The 15,184-nt window shown below is 70.4% G+C and carries 17 protein-coding genes; 5 read left to right on the top strand and 12 right to left on the bottom strand.

Annotation, left to right across the window (positions count from 1 at the left end; all coding sequences use genetic code 11):
* Positions 1–2 precede the first annotated feature (2 nt).
* Positions 3–1,271 carry a glycoside hydrolase family 125 protein gene (locus ACQPYZ_RS21940; RefSeq protein ID WP_433159026.1) on the top strand — a complete coding sequence of 423 codons (1,269 nt, stop codon included), beginning with the start codon at positions 3–5 and terminating at the stop codon, positions 1,269–1,271.
* Here the strand turns inward: ACQPYZ_RS21940 and ACQPYZ_RS21935 are convergent.
* The 6 genes from ACQPYZ_RS21935 to ACQPYZ_RS21910 all read right to left on the bottom strand — a co-directional run bounded on the left by ACQPYZ_RS21935 (position 1,264) and on the right by ACQPYZ_RS21910 (position 6,111).
* Complete coding sequence (locus ACQPYZ_RS21935; RefSeq protein WP_433159023.1) at positions 1,264–2,109, bottom strand: ABC transporter permease subunit; 846 nt, start codon at positions 2,107–2,109, stop codon at positions 1,264–1,266. The two genes, ACQPYZ_RS21940 and ACQPYZ_RS21935, sit on opposite strands and share 8 nt — an antisense overlap.
* On the bottom strand, positions 2,099–2,995 hold the full coding sequence (locus ACQPYZ_RS21930; RefSeq protein ID WP_433159020.1) for an ABC transporter ATP-binding protein: 897 nt from the start codon (positions 2,993–2,995) through the stop codon (positions 2,099–2,101). Before ACQPYZ_RS21930 ends, ACQPYZ_RS21935 begins: the two co-directional genes overlap by 11 nt.
* A gap of 76 nt (positions 2,996–3,071) precedes the next feature.
* Positions 3,072–3,482 carry a hypothetical protein gene (locus tag ACQPYZ_RS21925; RefSeq protein WP_433159018.1) on the bottom strand — a complete coding sequence of 137 codons (411 nt, stop codon included), beginning with the start codon at positions 3,480–3,482 and terminating at the stop codon, positions 3,072–3,074.
* A gap of 51 nt (positions 3,483–3,533) precedes the next feature.
* Positions 3,534–4,199 carry a response regulator gene (locus ACQPYZ_RS21920; RefSeq protein WP_433159015.1) on the bottom strand — a complete coding sequence of 222 codons (666 nt, stop codon included), beginning with the start codon at positions 4,197–4,199 and terminating at the stop codon, positions 3,534–3,536.
* A 21-nt stretch (positions 4,200–4,220) separates the two neighbouring features.
* Positions 4,221–4,874, bottom strand: a complete 654-nt coding sequence (locus tag ACQPYZ_RS21915) for a response regulator (protein WP_433159013.1) — start codon at positions 4,872–4,874, stop codon at positions 4,221–4,223.
* 76 nt (positions 4,875–4,950) lie between these two features.
* Positions 4,951–6,111 carry a sensor histidine kinase gene (locus ACQPYZ_RS21910; RefSeq protein ID WP_433159011.1) on the bottom strand — a complete coding sequence of 387 codons (1,161 nt, stop codon included), beginning with the start codon at positions 6,109–6,111 and terminating at the stop codon, positions 4,951–4,953.
* Positions 6,112–6,267: 156 nt separating this feature from the next.
* Between ACQPYZ_RS21910 and ACQPYZ_RS21905 the strand changes: the two genes are divergently transcribed.
* Entirely contained in the window at positions 6,268–6,696 is a 429-nt protein-coding gene (locus ACQPYZ_RS21905; protein WP_433159008.1) for a DUF6069 family protein, read from the top strand.
* Here ACQPYZ_RS21905 and ACQPYZ_RS21900 read toward each other — a convergent pair.
* On the bottom strand, positions 6,680–7,396 hold the full coding sequence (locus ACQPYZ_RS21900) for a FadR/GntR family transcriptional regulator (protein ID WP_433159005.1): 717 nt from the start codon (positions 7,394–7,396) through the stop codon (positions 6,680–6,682). The genes ACQPYZ_RS21905 and ACQPYZ_RS21900 overlap by 17 nt on opposite strands.
* 149 nt (positions 7,397–7,545) lie before the next feature.
* Here ACQPYZ_RS21900 and ACQPYZ_RS21895 point away from each other — a divergent pair, with 149 nt between their 5' ends.
* Positions 7,546–8,763 carry an alpha-hydroxy acid oxidase gene (locus ACQPYZ_RS21895; RefSeq protein ID WP_433159003.1) on the top strand — a complete coding sequence of 406 codons (1,218 nt, stop codon included), beginning with the start codon at positions 7,546–7,548 and terminating at the stop codon, positions 8,761–8,763.
* Positions 8,764–8,786: 23 nt separating this feature from the next.
* On the opposite strand, the gene ACQPYZ_RS21890 is transcribed toward ACQPYZ_RS21895, so the two are convergent.
* From ACQPYZ_RS21890 to ACQPYZ_RS21880, 3 genes are all read right to left on the bottom strand, one after another.
* Positions 8,787–9,926, bottom strand: coding sequence for a sensor histidine kinase (locus ACQPYZ_RS21890; protein ID WP_433159001.1), 1,140 nt, complete (start codon positions 9,924–9,926; stop codon positions 8,787–8,789).
* Positions 9,927–10,004: 78 nt separating this feature from the next.
* Positions 10,005–10,643 carry an MSMEG_1061 family FMN-dependent PPOX-type flavoprotein gene (locus ACQPYZ_RS21885; protein WP_433158998.1) on the bottom strand — a complete coding sequence of 213 codons (639 nt, stop codon included), beginning with the start codon at positions 10,641–10,643 and terminating at the stop codon, positions 10,005–10,007.
* Positions 10,643–11,920, bottom strand: a complete 1,278-nt coding sequence (locus tag ACQPYZ_RS21880; protein ID WP_433158995.1) for an MFS transporter — start codon at positions 11,918–11,920, stop codon at positions 10,643–10,645. Before ACQPYZ_RS21880 ends, ACQPYZ_RS21885 begins: the two co-directional genes overlap by 1 nt.
* A gap of 143 nt (positions 11,921–12,063) precedes the next feature.
* Between ACQPYZ_RS21880 and ACQPYZ_RS21875 the strand changes: the two genes are divergently transcribed.
* Complete coding sequence (locus tag ACQPYZ_RS21875) at positions 12,064–12,516, top strand: hypothetical protein (protein WP_433158993.1); 453 nt, start codon at positions 12,064–12,066, stop codon at positions 12,514–12,516.
* Positions 12,517–12,571: 55 nt separating this feature from the next.
* On the opposite strand, the gene ACQPYZ_RS21870 is transcribed toward ACQPYZ_RS21875, so the two are convergent.
* Entirely contained in the window at positions 12,572–13,216 is a 645-nt protein-coding gene (locus ACQPYZ_RS21870) for an alpha-ketoglutarate-dependent dioxygenase AlkB (protein WP_433158990.1), read from the bottom strand.
* Between the two features lie 87 nt (positions 13,217–13,303).
* Positions 13,304–14,275: a helix-turn-helix transcriptional regulator gene (locus ACQPYZ_RS21865; protein WP_433158988.1), complete on the bottom strand. Its 972-nt coding sequence runs from the start codon at positions 14,273–14,275 to the stop codon at positions 13,304–13,306.
* Between the two features lie 64 nt (positions 14,276–14,339).
* Here ACQPYZ_RS21865 and ACQPYZ_RS21860 point away from each other — a divergent pair, with 64 nt between their 5' ends.
* Positions 14,340–15,119 carry a 4a-hydroxytetrahydrobiopterin dehydratase gene (locus ACQPYZ_RS21860; protein ID WP_433158985.1) on the top strand — a complete coding sequence of 260 codons (780 nt, stop codon included), beginning with the start codon at positions 14,340–14,342 and terminating at the stop codon, positions 15,117–15,119.
* Positions 15,120–15,184 lie beyond the last annotated feature (65 nt).

The following is a 15,184-nucleotide window of genomic DNA, read 5'->3' as shown; positions in this document are numbered from 1 at the left end:
CGATGATCGATCCCGAGGTACTGGCCCGCGCCACCGCGGAGGTTCGCCGGGCGACCGGTGACGAGGTGATCGCGGAGATGTTCCGGCGATCGATGGCCGAGAACCTTCCCGCGGTGGCCGAGCGGCTGCCCGACGGCACGACGTTCGTGCTCACCGGCGACATCCCGGCGATGTGGCTGCGTGACTCGGCCGCCCAGCTGCGCCCGTACCTGCTGCTGTGCAAGGACGACCCCGGGTTGCAGGACGTGCTGATCGGCGTACTCCACCGGCAGTTGGAGTACGTCGTCCTGGACCCGTACGCGAACGCGTTCAACCGGGAGGCCAACGGCGCCGGGCACACCACCGACGACACCGAGATGTCGCCGTGGGTGTGGGAGCGCAAGTACGAGATCGACTCGCTCTGCTTCCCGCTCGACCTGGCCTACCGGCTGTGGCGGACGACCGGACGCGACGACGTCGTCGACGCCCGCTTCACCGCCGCGGCCGAGGCGATCATCGAGCTGTGGACCGTCGAGCAGGACCACGAGAACCGGTCGCCGTACCGGTTCCAGCGGCACGACGACCGGCCGTCGGACACCCTCGTCCGCGACGGCCGCGGCCGGCTGACCCGGCCGACCGGGATGTCGTGGAGCGCGTTCCGGCCGAGTGACGACGCCACCGAGCTGGGCTTCAACGTGCCCGGCAACATGTTCGCCTCGGTCGTGCTCGGCTACCTGCAGGAGATCGCGACCGAGGTGCTCCGGGACGAGGCGCTGGCGGACCGGGCGAAGGCGCTGAAGGCCGACATCGACGACGGGATCGCGCAGTACGGGACGGTCGACCACCCTGAGCACGGTCGCGTCTACGCCTACGAGGTGGACGGGTTGGGCGGGTCGCTGCTGATGGACGACGCCAACATGCCGAGCCTGCTGTCGATCCCGCTGTCCGGGTACGCCGCCGCCGACGACCCGACGTACCTCGCCACCCGCAAGCTCCTGCTCAGCCCGGAGAACCCGTACTACTACAGCGGTACGCACGCCGCCGGCATCGGCAGCCCGCACACCCCGCCGAACTACGTCTGGCACATCGCCCTCGCCGTCCAGGGAATCTCCAGTACGTCGGCGGAGGAGCGCCAGCGGCTGCTGGAGCTCCTCCGGGACACGACCGGCGGTACCGGGCAGATGCACGAGGGCTTCGACGTCGACGACCCGTCGCAGTACACCCGCGAGTGGTTCTCCTGGGCGAACGCCATGTTCTGCGAGCTCGCCCTGGTCCACGCCGGGATCAGGTGACGTCCCGGCGCCGGGTCGTCCAGGCCGCGAGTACGGCGAAGACCGCGCAATAGGCCACTAGCGTCAGGAGGGCCCGTCCACCGCCGACCGCGTCGCGCACGCCGGGTGGCGCGTCGGCGGCGACCATCCCGGTCACGCTGAACACCAGCGATCCCGCGTTCGCGCCAGGCAGGGCGTCGGCCAGGAACTCCAGGTCGGGCAGCAGGCTGCTCACCACCCCGGCCAGCAGGGTCTCGATGCCGAGGATCCAGACCACACCGAGCCCGATCGGCAGCGCGACGTTGCGGAAGGCAACGGCGAGTACCGCCCCGGCCAGGCACCAGGTCATCAGCACCAGCCAGCCGCCGGCGAGTCCTTCCAGGATCGCGGTCGGCCCGGGCCAGTCCATCGACCCGTTCTCCGCGGCCGCGATCCCGATGCTGCAGAGCGCACACGCGGCGAAGATGCCGAGCACCCAGATCGCGATCATCGTCGCCAGCGCGAGGAACTGCGAGGCCAGCACGGCACCGCGTCCCGGCCGCTGGGTCAGGATCGTCTTCAGCGTGCCCCAGGTGTACTCGCCGCCGACCACGATCGCGCCCAGCACCAGCGCGAGCGCGCCGGCGAAGATCGGGTAGCCGCCGATCGTGTTGTCCATCACCCGCTCCGGCAGCATCCCGCGCAGGATCTCGGCCCGCGGTACGCCGTCGGTCTGCGGGTTCTCATCCCCGGTGACGTAGCCCAGGTACGGCAGCAGGTAGCCGAAGATCAGGCTCAGCACCAGCCCGGCCCCGAACAGCACCCAGACCGCCGAACGCTTGCGGAGTTTCAGCACCTCCGCGCGGTAACTACCCAACATCGGCCTTCTCCTCGCTCGTGAGCTGGAAGAAGACGTCCTCCAGAGCTCGTTCAGTACTGCGCAGCTCGGACACCGCGACCCCGGCCTCGACCAGCACCCGGTTCACCTCGGCCGCCCGGGCCGGGTCCACCTGCACCCGCAGCGTGTCGTCGTACTGGTGCACCGGTCCGAAGTTCGCCAGCAGCGTGTGCGCCTGGTCGCGCGGAGCGGCGCGGACGAGCAGCTCCTGCTCACCGCGCAGGTCCTCGACGTTGTGCTCGGCAACCATCCGGCCGGAGTTGATGATCCCGACCCGGTCGCAGATCTGCTGCACCTCGCCCAGCAGGTGGCTGGACAGCAGGACCGTCCGCCCGCCGGAGCCGAGCTCGCGGATCAGCCGGCGCATGTCCCGCATGCCGGCCGGGTCGAGTCCGTTGGTCGGCTCGTCGAGGATCACCAGCTCGGGATCCTTGAGCAGCGCCGCGGCCACCCCGAGCCGCTGCTTCATCCCCAGGGAGTACGTCGAGAAGCGGTCGCGGGCCCGGTCGGTCAGGTCGACGAGCTCCAGCACCTCGTCGATCTTCCGGCGGGGGACCGCGGCGTACTCGGCCAGCAGCCGCAGGTTGTCCAGGCCGGACAGGTACGGGTAGAACGCGGGCGACTCGATCATCGACCCCGTCCGTCCCAGGACGTCGGAGTGCCCCGGCGCACCGCCGAGCACCCGGACGCGTCCGCTCGTCGGCGCGATCAGCCCGGTGAGGATCCGCAGCGTCGTCGTCTTCCCGGCACCGTTCGGCCCGAGGAACCCGTAGACCTCACCCGGCAGCACCGTCAGATCGACACCGTCGACCGCGAGGGTGTCGCCGTACCGTTTCGTCAGCCCCGTGACCTCAACTAGTGCATCCATACCTCGAGCCTGCCGGTCCGGGCCGGGGTACGGCGTCGCCCAGCGGGAGTGACCGCGACTACCGCCGCTGGAGTAGTCAGGTGCTCGGATTGGTCTCCAGGCGTTGCCTGCTCCCGTCGGCGAGCGCCTGCGCGACGTGCTCGACAGCGCTCCGCATCAGGTCGCCGTACGCATCGTCCGCCAGCAGTCCGAGCTTCTCCCGGGCGGTCTCCAGGTGCTGCGACGCCTTGGCCGCGTCACCGAGCCGTCGGTAGTCGTCCGCGAGATTCACGTGCAGCGACGGCAGCCAGTTCTCGTCCTCGGCGTACTCCAGGGCGCGGAGGTCCCAGGCCAGCTCGTCCTCGGTCTCGTCCTGCACGTCCGCCAGGTAGTGCGCGATGGCACAGCGGGACTGCCGGTCGTCGGCCGCCTCCTCCCAGAGGCCGGTCAGCCGGGTCCGGCGGTCGTCGGCCTGCATGGCCGCGGTGATCTGCTCCAGATACCTCATGCCCTGGAGCCTGGGGGTTCGGGTTGGTTGAAGGTCAACCCGAACCCAGACTCAACCCAGCCAGCCGGGACGGACCAGGCCGGTCTGGTAGGCAACGACGACCAGCTGGGCGCGGTCGCGGACGCCGAGCTTGATCATCGCCCGGCTGACGTGGGTCTTGGCGGTCGCCGGGCTCAGCACGAGCCGCTCGGCGATCTCGTCGTTCGACAACCCCTCGCCGACCAGGGCGACGATCTCCTTCTCCCGGTCGGTGAGGACGTCGAGCTCCTTGCTCGCGTGCGGCTGCCGGCTGCGGGTGGCGAACTCCGCGACCAGCCGCCGGGTGACGCCGGGGGACAGCAGCGCGTCACCGCGCGCGACCACCCGGACGGCCTGGAGCAGCTCGACCGGCTCGGTGTCCTTGATCAGGAACCCGCTGGCCCCGACCCGGAGCGCCTCGAACACGTACTCGTCCAGGTCGAACGTGGTCAGGATGACGACGTGGACGTCGGCCAGCGCGTCGTCGGCGCCGATCTGCCGGGTCGCGTCCAGCCCGTCAGTGCCCGGCATCCGGATGTCCATCAGGACGACGTCCGGCTTCTCCGCGCGCGCCACCGCGACCGCCTCGGCGCCGTCCGACACCTCGCCGATCACCGTGATGTCGTCCTCGGCGTTCAGCAGCGACCGGAACCCGGCCCGCACCAACGCCTGGTCATCCGCCAGCAGCACCCGAATCATGCCGCCCAACCTAAGCCATCCTCAGGCCAATCCGGCGTCGTGCGCGAGCAGCGCGATCTGGGTGCGGTTGCCGAGCTCGAGCTTGGTGAGGATGTGCGAGATGTGCGCCTTGACCGTCGCCACGCTCATGTACAGCTCGGAGCCGATCTGCGCGTTCGACTTCCCCTGGGCGACGGCGAGGACGACGTCGTACTCCCGCGGTGACAGCCGCTCGAGCGCGTTCTGCGCGACCGTGTGCGCGTCGGCCTGGGTGGCGGCCCGGTCCATCAGCCGCCGGGTGATCCCGGGCGACAGGATCGGGTCCCCGGCCGCGACCCGCCGGACGGCGTCGACGATCTGCGCGGGCGGCGTGTCCTTCAGCAGGAACCCGCTCGCCCCGGCGCGGAGCGCGTGCAGCACGTTCTCGTCGGTGTCGAAGGTGGTCAGGACGACGACCTCCGGCGGATCCTTGCGGGCCCGGACCCGCCGGGTCGCGACGATCCCGTCCACCCGCGGCATCCGCAGGTCCATCAGGACGACATCCGGGAAGTGCGCGTCCACCGCTTCCGGCACCTCGTCCCCGTCGGCGGCCTGAGCGACCACCGAGATCCCGTTCGCGCCGTCGAGCATCATCTCCAGACTCGCCCGCACCAGCGCATCGTCGTCCACCACGAGAACACGAATGGTGTTGCTCATCCGCGTCCTCGCTTCGCTCCGGGCGCGGCTGAGGTACGAGTCGGACTGTGCTTTCTGATGCCCTCGCTCCGCTCGGTCATGACGGCCACGGTAGCGAGGCCTCCAGGCGGAAGCCGCCGTCGGGCCGTTTCCCGTGGTCCAGCGAGCCGCCCGCGAGCTGGACCCGCTCGGTCAGCCCGACCAGCCCGGTCCCGCTGCCCGGAGTGACCGAGGCGCCGTTGGCGGCCGGGTTGGTCAGCTCGATCCGCAGGCCATCGCCGGGTTGCCCGGCGACGGTCAGCCTCACCGGCCGGCCGGCCGCGTGCTTGCGGGCGTTCGTCAGCCCCTCCTGGACGACCCGGTACGCCGTCCGCCCGGTGGCCGGCGGCAACGTCGTGGAGTCGTCCACCCGGTCGTCGTACGCGATCGTCGTACCGGCCTGCCGGGACTCCGCGACCAGCGCCTCGAGATCCTGGAACGTCGGCTGCGGCCGGCCCTCGTAGACGTCCTCGTCGCGGAGGACGTTGATCACCTCACGCAGCTCGTCGAGCGCCTGGTGCACGCCGACCCGGATCACCCCGGCCGCCTGCGCCAGCTTCTCCGGCGACGAGTCCGGGCGGTACTCCAGCGCACCGGCGTACGTCGCCAGCAGCGACAACCGGTGCGCGAGTACGTCGTGCATCTCGCGCGCCATCCTGGTCCGCTCGAGCGACCGGGCCTCGGCGACCCGGCGCCCCTGCTCGGTCTCCGCCCGGACCGCGCGCTCACGCAGCGAGTCGAGCACCTGCTGCCGGGCCTGGGTCCACTGACCCCAGCCGAGGAAGGCCGCGTGGATGGCGACGTCGAGGACCGCGAACCACAGGAAGGGAAGGTTGCCGATCGGCCGCCACAGCCCCTGGACGAGATGACCGACCGTGCCCGCCGCCGCGATTAGCACCGCGGTCCGCAGGGGCAGGCGCTGCGCGACGGTCAACGTGCCGCTGGTCGAGGCCGGGGTGGCGGCGGGGGAGACGGCCGCGAGGACGGCCAGCGCCAGCGCGCCGGGAACCGGCCGGCGGGCGAGCGTGAGAATGAGGCCGCTGGCAACGATCCCGACGACGATGTCGAGGACCAGCCACGACCTCTCGGCGCCGTTGGCATGGCGGCCGACGATGGTGGCCGCCGAGAACCCGCCGATCGCCAGGACCGCGGCGACGTTCGCCCAGCGTTGCCCCGCGCACAGCAAGGCGCTGCGGTTCCGGGTCGGTAACTCCTGCATGGTCCCGACCCTAGGCCGCGATCGCGGTCCGTCACCACCGACCAAAGTCGGTGCCCGGCCGACTTCGGACCAGGTGGGTCCAGCTCTCCGGCCGATGCCGCGCGGTCGCGTGTTCGGGGAGGTTGAAGGGGTCCATCACCCCGTCAGGAGGAACTCATGTCAGTCCAACTCGATGCCCGTCCCGTCCGCGTCGAGGGCCGCAGCCGGCTCGCCGTCGCCGGTGTCACCGTGGTCGCCGCGCTCGCGCTGTGGGCGCTGCTCGAGCCGGTCGCCGGGATCGACCTCGCGGCCAAGCAGGGGAGCGGCACCGTCGAGGTCGGCGCGGTGTCGGTGTTCTTCGCGGCGGCCGCGATGGCGTTCGCCGGCTGGGGCCTGCTCGCGATCCTCGAGCGCCGCACAGTCAACGCACGCAAGGTCTGGACCGTGACCGCGGTGATCGCCTGCGTCCTGTCCCTCGGCAGTCCGCTGACCAGCGGTATCGGCGCGGGTGCCAAGCTCGGCCTGGCGTCGCTGCACCTCGTCGTCGGCGCCGCGGTCGTCCTCGGCCTGCGTCGTACGGCGCTCTCGGCTACGGAGCGGTGTTGAGCCGGGCGGCCTGGTAGAAGCCACGGATGTGGGCGGTGACCAGGTCGGCGGCGTCGTCCGGTGCCCCCGCGCGGATCGCGTCCAGGATCGCGCGGTGCTCGGACCGCAGCCCGACCGTGGTCGCCTCCCAGTCCGGCAGATTCGGTACGGCGGCCAGCACGTACCCGTGGATCGCCGACCGCAGCGAGGCCATCACGGCCGCGACCAGGACGTTCCCCGCCAGGCCGGACAACGCCACGTGGAACTCGGCATCCAGCAGGTGGAACTCCTCGGGTGACAGCCCGGGCGCGTCCATCTGGTCGAGCAGGTCCTCGGCCAGCTTGAGCTCACCGGTCTCGACCTGCCGGCCGGCGGCTTCCCGGGCGGCGGCCTCCCGCGCGGCCCAGGATTCCAGCAGGATCCGGGTCTGCACGACGTCGTTCATCGGCAGGTGGTTGGTGGCCAGATGCAACCGCAGGACCGCGGTCAGCGGGGACACCGGCTCGGCGATGATCACCGCGCCCGCGTCCGGCCCGGACCCGGTGGCCGTCCGGACCACGCCCATCGCCTCGAGCACCCGGACCGCCTCGCGCACCGACGGCCGGCTGATCCCGAGCTGCTCGGCGAGCACGCGCTCACCCGGCAGCCGCTCGCCGATCCGCAGCCGCCCCGCCGCCAGCTCGGCCTCGACCCCGTGCAGCACCAGCTCGTAGTTCTTCACCCACACCCTCCGACCGGTTCGGGGAGGATTGCCGGCCTGATCCGGACCACGATCCTCCCCAGACCTCCCAAGAGTCGACTCTACCTGTGTGGTCGGACCACAGGTATGCTGTGGTCCGACCACATGACCCCGCCGGCCCCGGAGTACCGATGACCGACCGACAGCTCCCGAAATGGTCCGAGTTGAAGCCGTTGCTGCGGCCGAAGCCGATCACGGTGAACCGGACCGACCGCCGGCTGGAGAAGGCGCTCACGATCCACGACCTGCGGGCGATCGCCAAACGCCGTACGCCGCGCTCGGTGTTCGACTACACCGACGGCGCGGCCGAGGCGGAGATCAGCCTGCAGCGGGCCCGGCGGCTGTTCGCCGAGATGGAGCTGCAGCCGTCGATCCTGCGCAACGTCTCCGACATCGACCTCGGGACGTCGATCCTCGGTGGTCGCTCGGAGCTGCCGTTCGCGTTCGCGCCGACCGGTTTCACCCGAATGATGAACCACGAGGGCGAGAGCGCGGTGGTCAAGGTCGCCGAGGACATCGGCATCCCGTACGCGCTGTCCACCATGGGTACGACGTCCATCGAGGACGTCGCCGCGGCCGGTCCGGACGCGCGCAAGTGGTTCCAGCTGTACGTGTGGAAGGACCGCGACGCGGGCGAGGACCTGGTGAAGCGGTCGGCCGCGTCCGGGTACGAGGCGCTCATGCTGACGGTCGACGTACCGGTGGCGGGTGCGCGGCTGCGCGACGTCCGGAACGGGTTCACCATCCCGCCGTCGCTGACCGCGAAGACCGTGCTGGACGCGTCCCTGCACCCGGCCTGGTGGGCGAACCTGCTGACCACGCGGCCGTTGACGTTCGCGTCGCTGTCGACCTGGGACGGCACGGTCGCCGAGCTGCTGGACAAGCTGTTCGACCCGACGATGACGATCGACGACTTGAACTGGCTGCGGTCGATCTGGTCCGGCCCGCTGATCGTCAAGGGCATCCAGACCGTCGACGACGCGCGCCGGGTGGTCGACGCCGGCGCCGACGCGATCGTGCTCTCGAACCACGGCGGCCGCCAGCTCGACCGGGCGCCGACGCCGCTGCGGATCCTGCCGGACGTCCGCAAGGCCGTCGGCAGCGACGCCGAGATCTATCTCGACACCGGGATCATGTCCGGCGCGGACATCGTCGCCGCGATCGCGCTCGGTGCGGACGCGTGCCTGGTCGGTCGCGCTTACCTCTACGGTCTGATGGCCGGTGGGCAGCGTGGCGTGGCGCGGGCGGCGGAGATCCTCACCAAGGAGGTCCGCCGGACGATGGCGCTGCTGGGCGTTTCCCGGGTGGCCGACCTCAACCCCTCCCACGTCCGTTTGCCGCAGGCCTGAGGACCACCAACAGCAGGTACGACCTACAGCGGCAGGTGGGCGGTGATGCGCAGGCCGCCGGCGGGGGTGCGGGTTGCGGTCAGGGTTCCGCCGAGAGCGGTGGCGCGTTCACGCATGCCGATGATGCCGTTGCCCTCCTTCGGCGGACCGGTGAGAGACTGGCCGTCGTCGTCCACCTGGAGTGTCAGCGCCTCCTCGCCGTACTGGATGCGTACGGTCGCCGCGGTCGCCTTGGCGTGCCGGACGATGTTCGTGAGCGACTCCTGGATGATCCGGAAGGCCGCGCGGTCCAGCCCGGTCGGCAACGGGTGCGGGTCCCCGTGGACGATCGTGTGCACCTCGAGGCCGGCGCGCGACGTCCGGCTGACCAGGTGATCGAGCCGCTCGAGGCCGGCCACCGGTTGCCGGGGCGCCGACTCGTCCGACTGCCGCAGGATGCCGACGATCGACCGCAGCTCGACCAGCGCCTCCTTGCTCGCGTCCTTGATCGCGGCGAGCGCCGGACCGGCCTGCTCGGGCTGCCGATCGACCAGGTGCAGCGCGGTCGAGGCCTGCACGTTGATCAGTGAGATGTGGTGCGCGACCACGTCGTGCAGCTCCTGCGCGATCCGCAGCCGCTCCTCCCCGGCCTTCCGCAGCTCCGCCTCCCGCCGCGTCCGCGCCGCCGCGGTGACCCGGTCCCGGTGGGCCCGGAAGAGCTCCGCGGTGAACCCGAGTACGACGAAACACGTGCCGACCAGGAGCACCTGGTAGACGCCGTCCTCGTTGATCCCCAGGATCAGCCGGCCGCCGACATGGCCGACGTACAGGGCGGCGATGCCGACCCACCCCGCCAGCCGGTGACCGAGGCGGATGACGGTGAACGCGGCGATCACGAACGCGAAGATCATCGGGCCGTACGGGTACTGCATCAGCACGTAGACGAGTGTCGACCCGACCGTTGCCCACAGCACCGGGATCGGGTGGGTCCGCAGCCAATACAGCGACACCGACCCGATCAGCAGCAGCACGACCATGAACCAGTCGCCGTCGCGGCGGTCGGTCTGCCCGTTGGCCGCGCCGAACGAGCCGACCACCGCGACGAAACTGATCACGACGGGCAGCGCGATCCGCCGTACCCGGGCTCCCCAGGTCGGCGGTGCGATCGGCTCAGGACTGGTCACACTCGAAACCGTAGAGGTCGGCGCGGTCAGGTGTCATCGTCGCCACGGAGTATCCGGGCCTGCTCCCGGCGCGGTAGTTCAGTACTTGACCTTATAGATCTTCTCCTCGTACGCCGCCCCGTAGTACGCCTCCAGCTCGGCCAGGTCGTCGTCCTGCCGCTCGAGCGCCTTCGCGATCCGCGGGCGGCTCGGTACGGCGTCGGGGTCCCAGGTCTCGGGCTTCCACAGCTGCGAGCGCAGGAACGCCTTCGAGCAGTGATGGAAGACCTCCTCGATCTCCACCAGCAGGGCCAGCTGCGGACGGTTGCCGCGGACGATCATCTCGTCGAAGAACGGCGCCTCCCGGACGATCCGAGCCCGACCGTTGACCCGGAGCGTGTCACCACGGCCGGGGAGGAAGTAGATCAGCCCGACGTGCGGGTTGGTGAGGATGTTGGCGAACCCGTCGACCCGGCGGTTGCCCGCGCGCTCCGGGATCGCGATCGTGCTGTCGTCGAAGACCTTGGTGAACCCGGCCGGGTCGCCCTTGGGGGAGACGTCACAGCTGCCGTCGGCGGCCGAGGTGGCGATCAGGCAGAACGGGGACGCGGCCAGCCACTGCCGGTCCAGCGCGTGCAACTGCTTGCGGGTCTTGCCCGCGGCGGCGGCCAGCGGTGCCGGCACGACCTCGCGCAGCTCGTCGTACGTGGTGATCTCGACCAGTCCAGGGATCTCCATCAGGCGGCGTTCTCCTTCACCAGCAACGGTAGAGCGTCCTCGTTGACGGCCCTTGTCCGTGCGGCCCATCGTACGGCGGGACCAGTTGCGCAACTGGTCCCCAGGAACAGTGCACCGACGGCGATCCAGCCGATCGGACCCCAGCCGAGGACGACGGTCGTGAGCAGCGCCGGACCGAGCATCCGGGCGATCGCCGGACCGGTGCCGAAGAAGCCTTGGTACTGCCCTTGCTTGTCGGCGGGCGCCAACCCGAAGCTGATCTCCCACGCGCCCGACGCCAGTTTCATCTCGCCGAGCGTCAGGAGTGCGGCACCGCCGACGAGTACGACGGCAGCCGTCGAGGCGCTCATATTGACGGCCGAGAGGGCGAACACCCCACAGGCGGCCAGCATGGCGATTCCGGCGTACCGGATCGACCGGGTGGCGGTGCGGAGGTCACGGACGGCTCGGGCGGTCCGCACCTGGAAGAGCGTGACGCCGAGGGTGTTGACGATCAGCAGGGATGCGACGACCCAGTCGGGTGCGTCGGTGCGGGTGACGATCCACAGCGGGACGACCAGGCTGAGGAGCGGCATGAACAGCAGCATGATCGCGTTCAGCAGCGCGAGGACGGCGTACGGGCGGTCGTGGAGTACGGCGAGCCGCGGCTCACCCTTGACCCTGGTGCTGACGGCCACGCGCGGGACACGGTGGATCAACCGGGCCGCGACCAGGAAGCTGAGCGCGTCGAGCCCGAAGACGATCAGGTACGCCGTCTCGGTGTCGTAGTGCAGCGCGATGCCGCCGAGGGCCGCGCCGACCGCGAGTCCGGCGTTGACCGTGGCCTGGAGGAAGGCGCGGATCCGGGTGCGTTCCGACGGCTGCACCAGGCCGGCCAGGAGTGCCTGGCGGGCGGCGGTGAGGCCGGTCTGGCTGGTCGCGTACACGATCGCCGCAATGAGGAACAGCGGGAAGCTGCGGACGACCAGGAAGCTGCCGACCGACGCTGCTGTGGTCAGGGCGAGCAGGACCGCGACGCCGCGCGGACCCTTGCGGTCGGCGAGGTTGCCCAGCGGGACGCCCATCAGGAAGCCGATCAGCCAGGCCACCGTCAGGCCGAGCCCGACCTCGGCGGTCGAGAGGCCGACGACGCGGGTGAAGAAGAGGGCGCTGGTGACGATGAACGCGCCGTCGCCGACGGAGTTGGCCAGCTGGGCCATCGCCAGGTCACGCGGTGCACCGGCGGGCGGGAGCAGGCTGTCGCGACCACTGCGGAGGCGGCTGGTGGTGGTGCTCATGGTGGTCTCCCTCGGACTCGGCTTGGTTCGAGCCTAGGAGCGTGGCGGCCCAGCAGGCAGATCCACTTCTGCGCTCAGAAGTTGGGCCACTTTGGCCTGTGGACAACCCGGATCGGCGGTCGGAACGACGGCACCTTGTAGGTATGAGCTTCCAAGACCTCCCACCGACCTGGACCGATCAGCCACTCTCCGACCCCGCCTTCGCGACCGACGTCGTCGACCTCCTGGTGAGCCTCGGCGACCGCCAGCGCGGCACGTTCACCGTCGTCCTCTGCGACGAGGACACCCGCTACCGCGCGGCCGTCGCGGTCGACCTCCCGTCGGAGTTCGAACACCGAGGCCGCTCGCTCGCCGCCGGCGACCTGTGCACGTCGGCCCTGACCCCGATCATGCCCGCCGTCCGGACCGCCCCCGGGACCACCATGCTCCTCGCCCTCGGCCGCCCCGGTCCACCCACCTGGCCCGCCCTCGACACCGAATGGGCCACCGCCGCCACCCGAACCTGCCAGGCCGCCCAAGTCCCGCTCCTGGCCTTCTACATCGCCACCCCCCACCACATCTACCAACCCCTACAACCAACCCATGCCGCAGCCTGAGCTCCTGAGCGCGTCGGCTCGACTGCTGGGTGGACGGTGCGTGGCGGCTCTGGTGTCAGCGGACGCCGCGGGGGCGGAACTGGATGCTGATGCGGGGCCCGATGTGGCCGGACGCCTTGGGGATGGCGTGTTCCCACGTGCGTTGGCAGGAGCCGCCCATGACGATCAGGTCGCCGTGACCCAGCGGATAGCGGACGGTCGAGCTCACCGGACCGCTGGACCCGCCCGGACGAGGTCGGAGAGCGAGCACGCGCGGCTCGCCGACGGAAAGGATGGCCACCATCGTGTCCTCGTGGTTCCCGCGACCGATGCGGTCGCCGTGCCACGCGACGCTGTCGCGCCCATCGCGGTAGAAGCACAGACCCGCCGTACAGAACGGTTCGCCCAACTCCGCGGCGTAGTGCTCGCTGAGCAGGTCACGGGCCTCGTCGAGGATCGGCAGCGGAAGCGCCTCGTTCTCGCCGTAGAAGCACAGCAGCCGCGGCACGTCGACCACCCGGTCGTACATCTGCCGCCGCTCGGCCTGCCACGGCACGTCGCGCGCCAACCGCTCGTACACCTGATCGGCCCCGGTCAACCATCGCGGCAGCACATCGACCCACGCACCCCGCCCAAGATCCGTCCGCCGGACCCCGTCCACCGACCCCAACGCAGGATCCTCGAACGCATCCAGCAGCGATCCCTGAAGATCACCGGCCATACCTCCACCATACCCCGAGATTCGAACATCCGTTCCCTTAAGCTCGAAACCTTCCCGAACTGGGCGCTGTGCGGTTGCGGCCGACCGTCACCATTTCGGGGTGTGTGCGGCGATCAGCCGGTGCCCGATGCGTACCAGCTCGGCGCGTACGGACGCCGGTTCGAGCACTTGCACGCCATCACCGAGGTAGATCAACTCACAGGCCGCCTCGTGGACCGAGCTGAAGGTCGCTGTGAACCGGCGTGCCGTTCCGGTGCCACTGTCGATCGGCCGGAGTTGGGTGTCCTCCGACAGCGCCAGGGTGACCCGGCCGAGATCCTCCGGGCGGACCTGGAACTCCACCTCGACCCGATTGCTCGAGCAGGGCACGCGACGGCGGTTGACGTCCTCCCAGGCCCGCACGAGGTCGAAGTCGTCGGGCCGCTCGACGGGTTTGGTGGTGGCCGCGGCGTCGATGGTCCAGGAGACGCGGAAAGTGCGCAGGCCCGTGTCTGCACCGGCAACCAGGTACCAAATGCCGTTCTTGGACACCAGCCCGTACGGATGGACGCGCTGGACCGTGGCATCGACTCCTGGTGGGGCGTAGGCGAGGTCCACTTGGACTCCGGCGATCACGGCGTCCCGCAACGGCACGAGCGTGGCCGGCGCAGGCTGTGCGGGTCGGCCCCATCGCGTGGGGTCGATGTGAATGGCCTGCCGGGTCCGGTCGGCCTGCTCGCGAGTGTTCGCCGGGAGGGCGGCGAGGAGCTTGCGGACCGCCGACGTGACTCCCTGTTCCAGCCCGAGGCCGGCCAGCAGCTCCGGCCCGGTCACCAGGAAGAGTGCTTGGGCCTCCTGCGCGGTCAGCGCCGAGAGGTTGATCGCAGGGCCGTCGAGCAACGCCCAGCCGCCACCGCGACCGCGCTCGGAGTACAGCGGCAGGCCGGACAGCAGCAACGCCTCCAGGTCACGGCGGATCGTCCGCTCGGAGACATCGAGGCGCCGCGCCAGGTCGGGCGCGGTCAGTTTTCGGTGCGCTTGCAGCAGCAGCGCGATGGCCACCAGACGTTCGGCGCGCATCTTCGCAAAGTAGCAGAGAAACAGGACAGACAGCTGGCCAGTTTTGTTTCGTACGGTCTCAGACATGTCCGAGCGATCCGGCCCGGACATCACGGCCGGGAGAGGGAGACCACCCATGACCACACAGGTGCTGACCGGACAGCAGATCGCCGCAGCGGAGCTCGACGGCTGGACCCTCCTGCTGTCGTTCGGCCAGGGCGGCCTCGAATCTCGAATCCACACCGAGAGCTTCAGCCAAGGGCTACGGCTGGTGGAGTCGATCGGGCAGGCCGCCGAGGCCCTCGGTCATCACGCCGACCTTGACCTGCGGGCCTTTCAGATCGATGTCCGGCTGGCCAGCCGTGACGGCGGTGGCGTGACCGAGACCGACGTGACGTTGGCTCGTCAGATCAGCGGCATCGTCGCTGCTGGTGGTGCCGAACTCGAATGCGGCAGCCTCACCCGCATCGAACTCGGCCTGGACACGCCGGCCTACGACAAGATCGCACCGTTCTGGGCAGCTGTGCTGGACTCCCAGCACGTCATCGGCACCGAGCGCTGGGGCGATGTCGGTGATCCCCGGACAGGCCTGCCGATGATCTGGTTCCAGACCGCGGATGCTGGATCGGCACAGCGCGTCTGGCATCCGCACCTCTGGGTCGACCCGGATCAGGTGCGGCCACGGATCGACGCGGCGCTGGCCGCCGGCGGCACCCTCGTCAGCGACCGAGGCGCGCCGTCGGCCTGGGTCCTGTCCGACCCCGACGGCAACCACCTGTATCTGTGCACCTGGCAACCAGGCGTCAGCACCCTGTGCGACTCGCAATACCGACCCGGAGGAGCCAACTGGACCGCCCGAAGCTGATGTCCTCTTGCTCTTGTTCGGGTGGACCGTTCGGTGGAGGAGACTGCGTACGTCGACTCATCGGC

Source organism: Kribbella sp. CA-247076 (genome assembly GCF_050942445.1).
Classification (GTDB): domain Bacteria; phylum Actinomycetota; class Actinomycetes; order Propionibacteriales; family Kribbellaceae; genus Kribbella.
The sequence above is the reverse complement of the archived record's forward strand: the minus strand, read 5'-3'. Positions and strand labels throughout refer to the sequence as shown.

Coding starts and splice junctions, on each gene's coding strand:
- ACQPYZ_RS21885 (WP_433158998.1), bottom strand. CDS start 10,643: ATGGAGATCCCTGGACTGGTCGAGATCACCACGTACGACGAGCTGCGC.
- ACQPYZ_RS21940 (WP_433159026.1), top strand. CDS start 3: ATGATCGATCCCGAGGTACTGGCCCGCGCCACCGCGGAGGTTCGCCGG.
- ACQPYZ_RS21895 (WP_433159003.1), top strand. CDS start 7,546: ATGACCGACCGACAGCTCCCGAAATGGTCCGAGTTGAAGCCGTTGCTG.
- ACQPYZ_RS21860 (WP_433158985.1), top strand. CDS start 14,340: ATGTCCGAGCGATCCGGCCCGGACATCACGGCCGGGAGAGGGAGACCA.
- ACQPYZ_RS21925 (WP_433159018.1), bottom strand. CDS start 3,482: ATGAGGTATCTGGAGCAGATCACCGCGGCCATGCAGGCCGACGACCGC.
- ACQPYZ_RS21865 (WP_433158988.1), bottom strand. CDS start 14,275: ATGCGCGCCGAACGTCTGGTGGCCATCGCGCTGCTGCTGCAAGCGCAC.
- ACQPYZ_RS21875 (WP_433158993.1), top strand. CDS start 12,064: ATGAGCTTCCAAGACCTCCCACCGACCTGGACCGATCAGCCACTCTCC.
- ACQPYZ_RS21880 (WP_433158995.1), bottom strand. CDS start 11,920: ATGAGCACCACCACCAGCCGCCTCCGCAGTGGTCGCGACAGCCTGCTC.
- ACQPYZ_RS21930 (WP_433159020.1), bottom strand. CDS start 2,995: ATGGATGCACTAGTTGAGGTCACGGGGCTGACGAAACGGTACGGCGAC.
- ACQPYZ_RS21910 (WP_433159011.1), bottom strand. CDS start 6,111: ATGCAGGAGTTACCGACCCGGAACCGCAGCGCCTTGCTGTGCGCGGGG.
- ACQPYZ_RS21915 (WP_433159013.1), bottom strand. CDS start 4,874: ATGAGCAACACCATTCGTGTTCTCGTGGTGGACGACGATGCGCTGGTG.
- ACQPYZ_RS21935 (WP_433159023.1), bottom strand. CDS start 2,109: ATGTTGGGTAGTTACCGCGCGGAGGTGCTGAAACTCCGCAAGCGTTCG.
- ACQPYZ_RS21920 (WP_433159015.1), bottom strand. CDS start 4,199: ATGATTCGGGTGCTGCTGGCGGATGACCAGGCGTTGGTGCGGGCCGGG.
- ACQPYZ_RS21870 (WP_433158990.1), bottom strand. CDS start 13,216: ATGGCCGGTGATCTTCAGGGATCGCTGCTGGATGCGTTCGAGGATCCT.
- ACQPYZ_RS21905 (WP_433159008.1), top strand. CDS start 6,268: ATGTCAGTCCAACTCGATGCCCGTCCCGTCCGCGTCGAGGGCCGCAGC.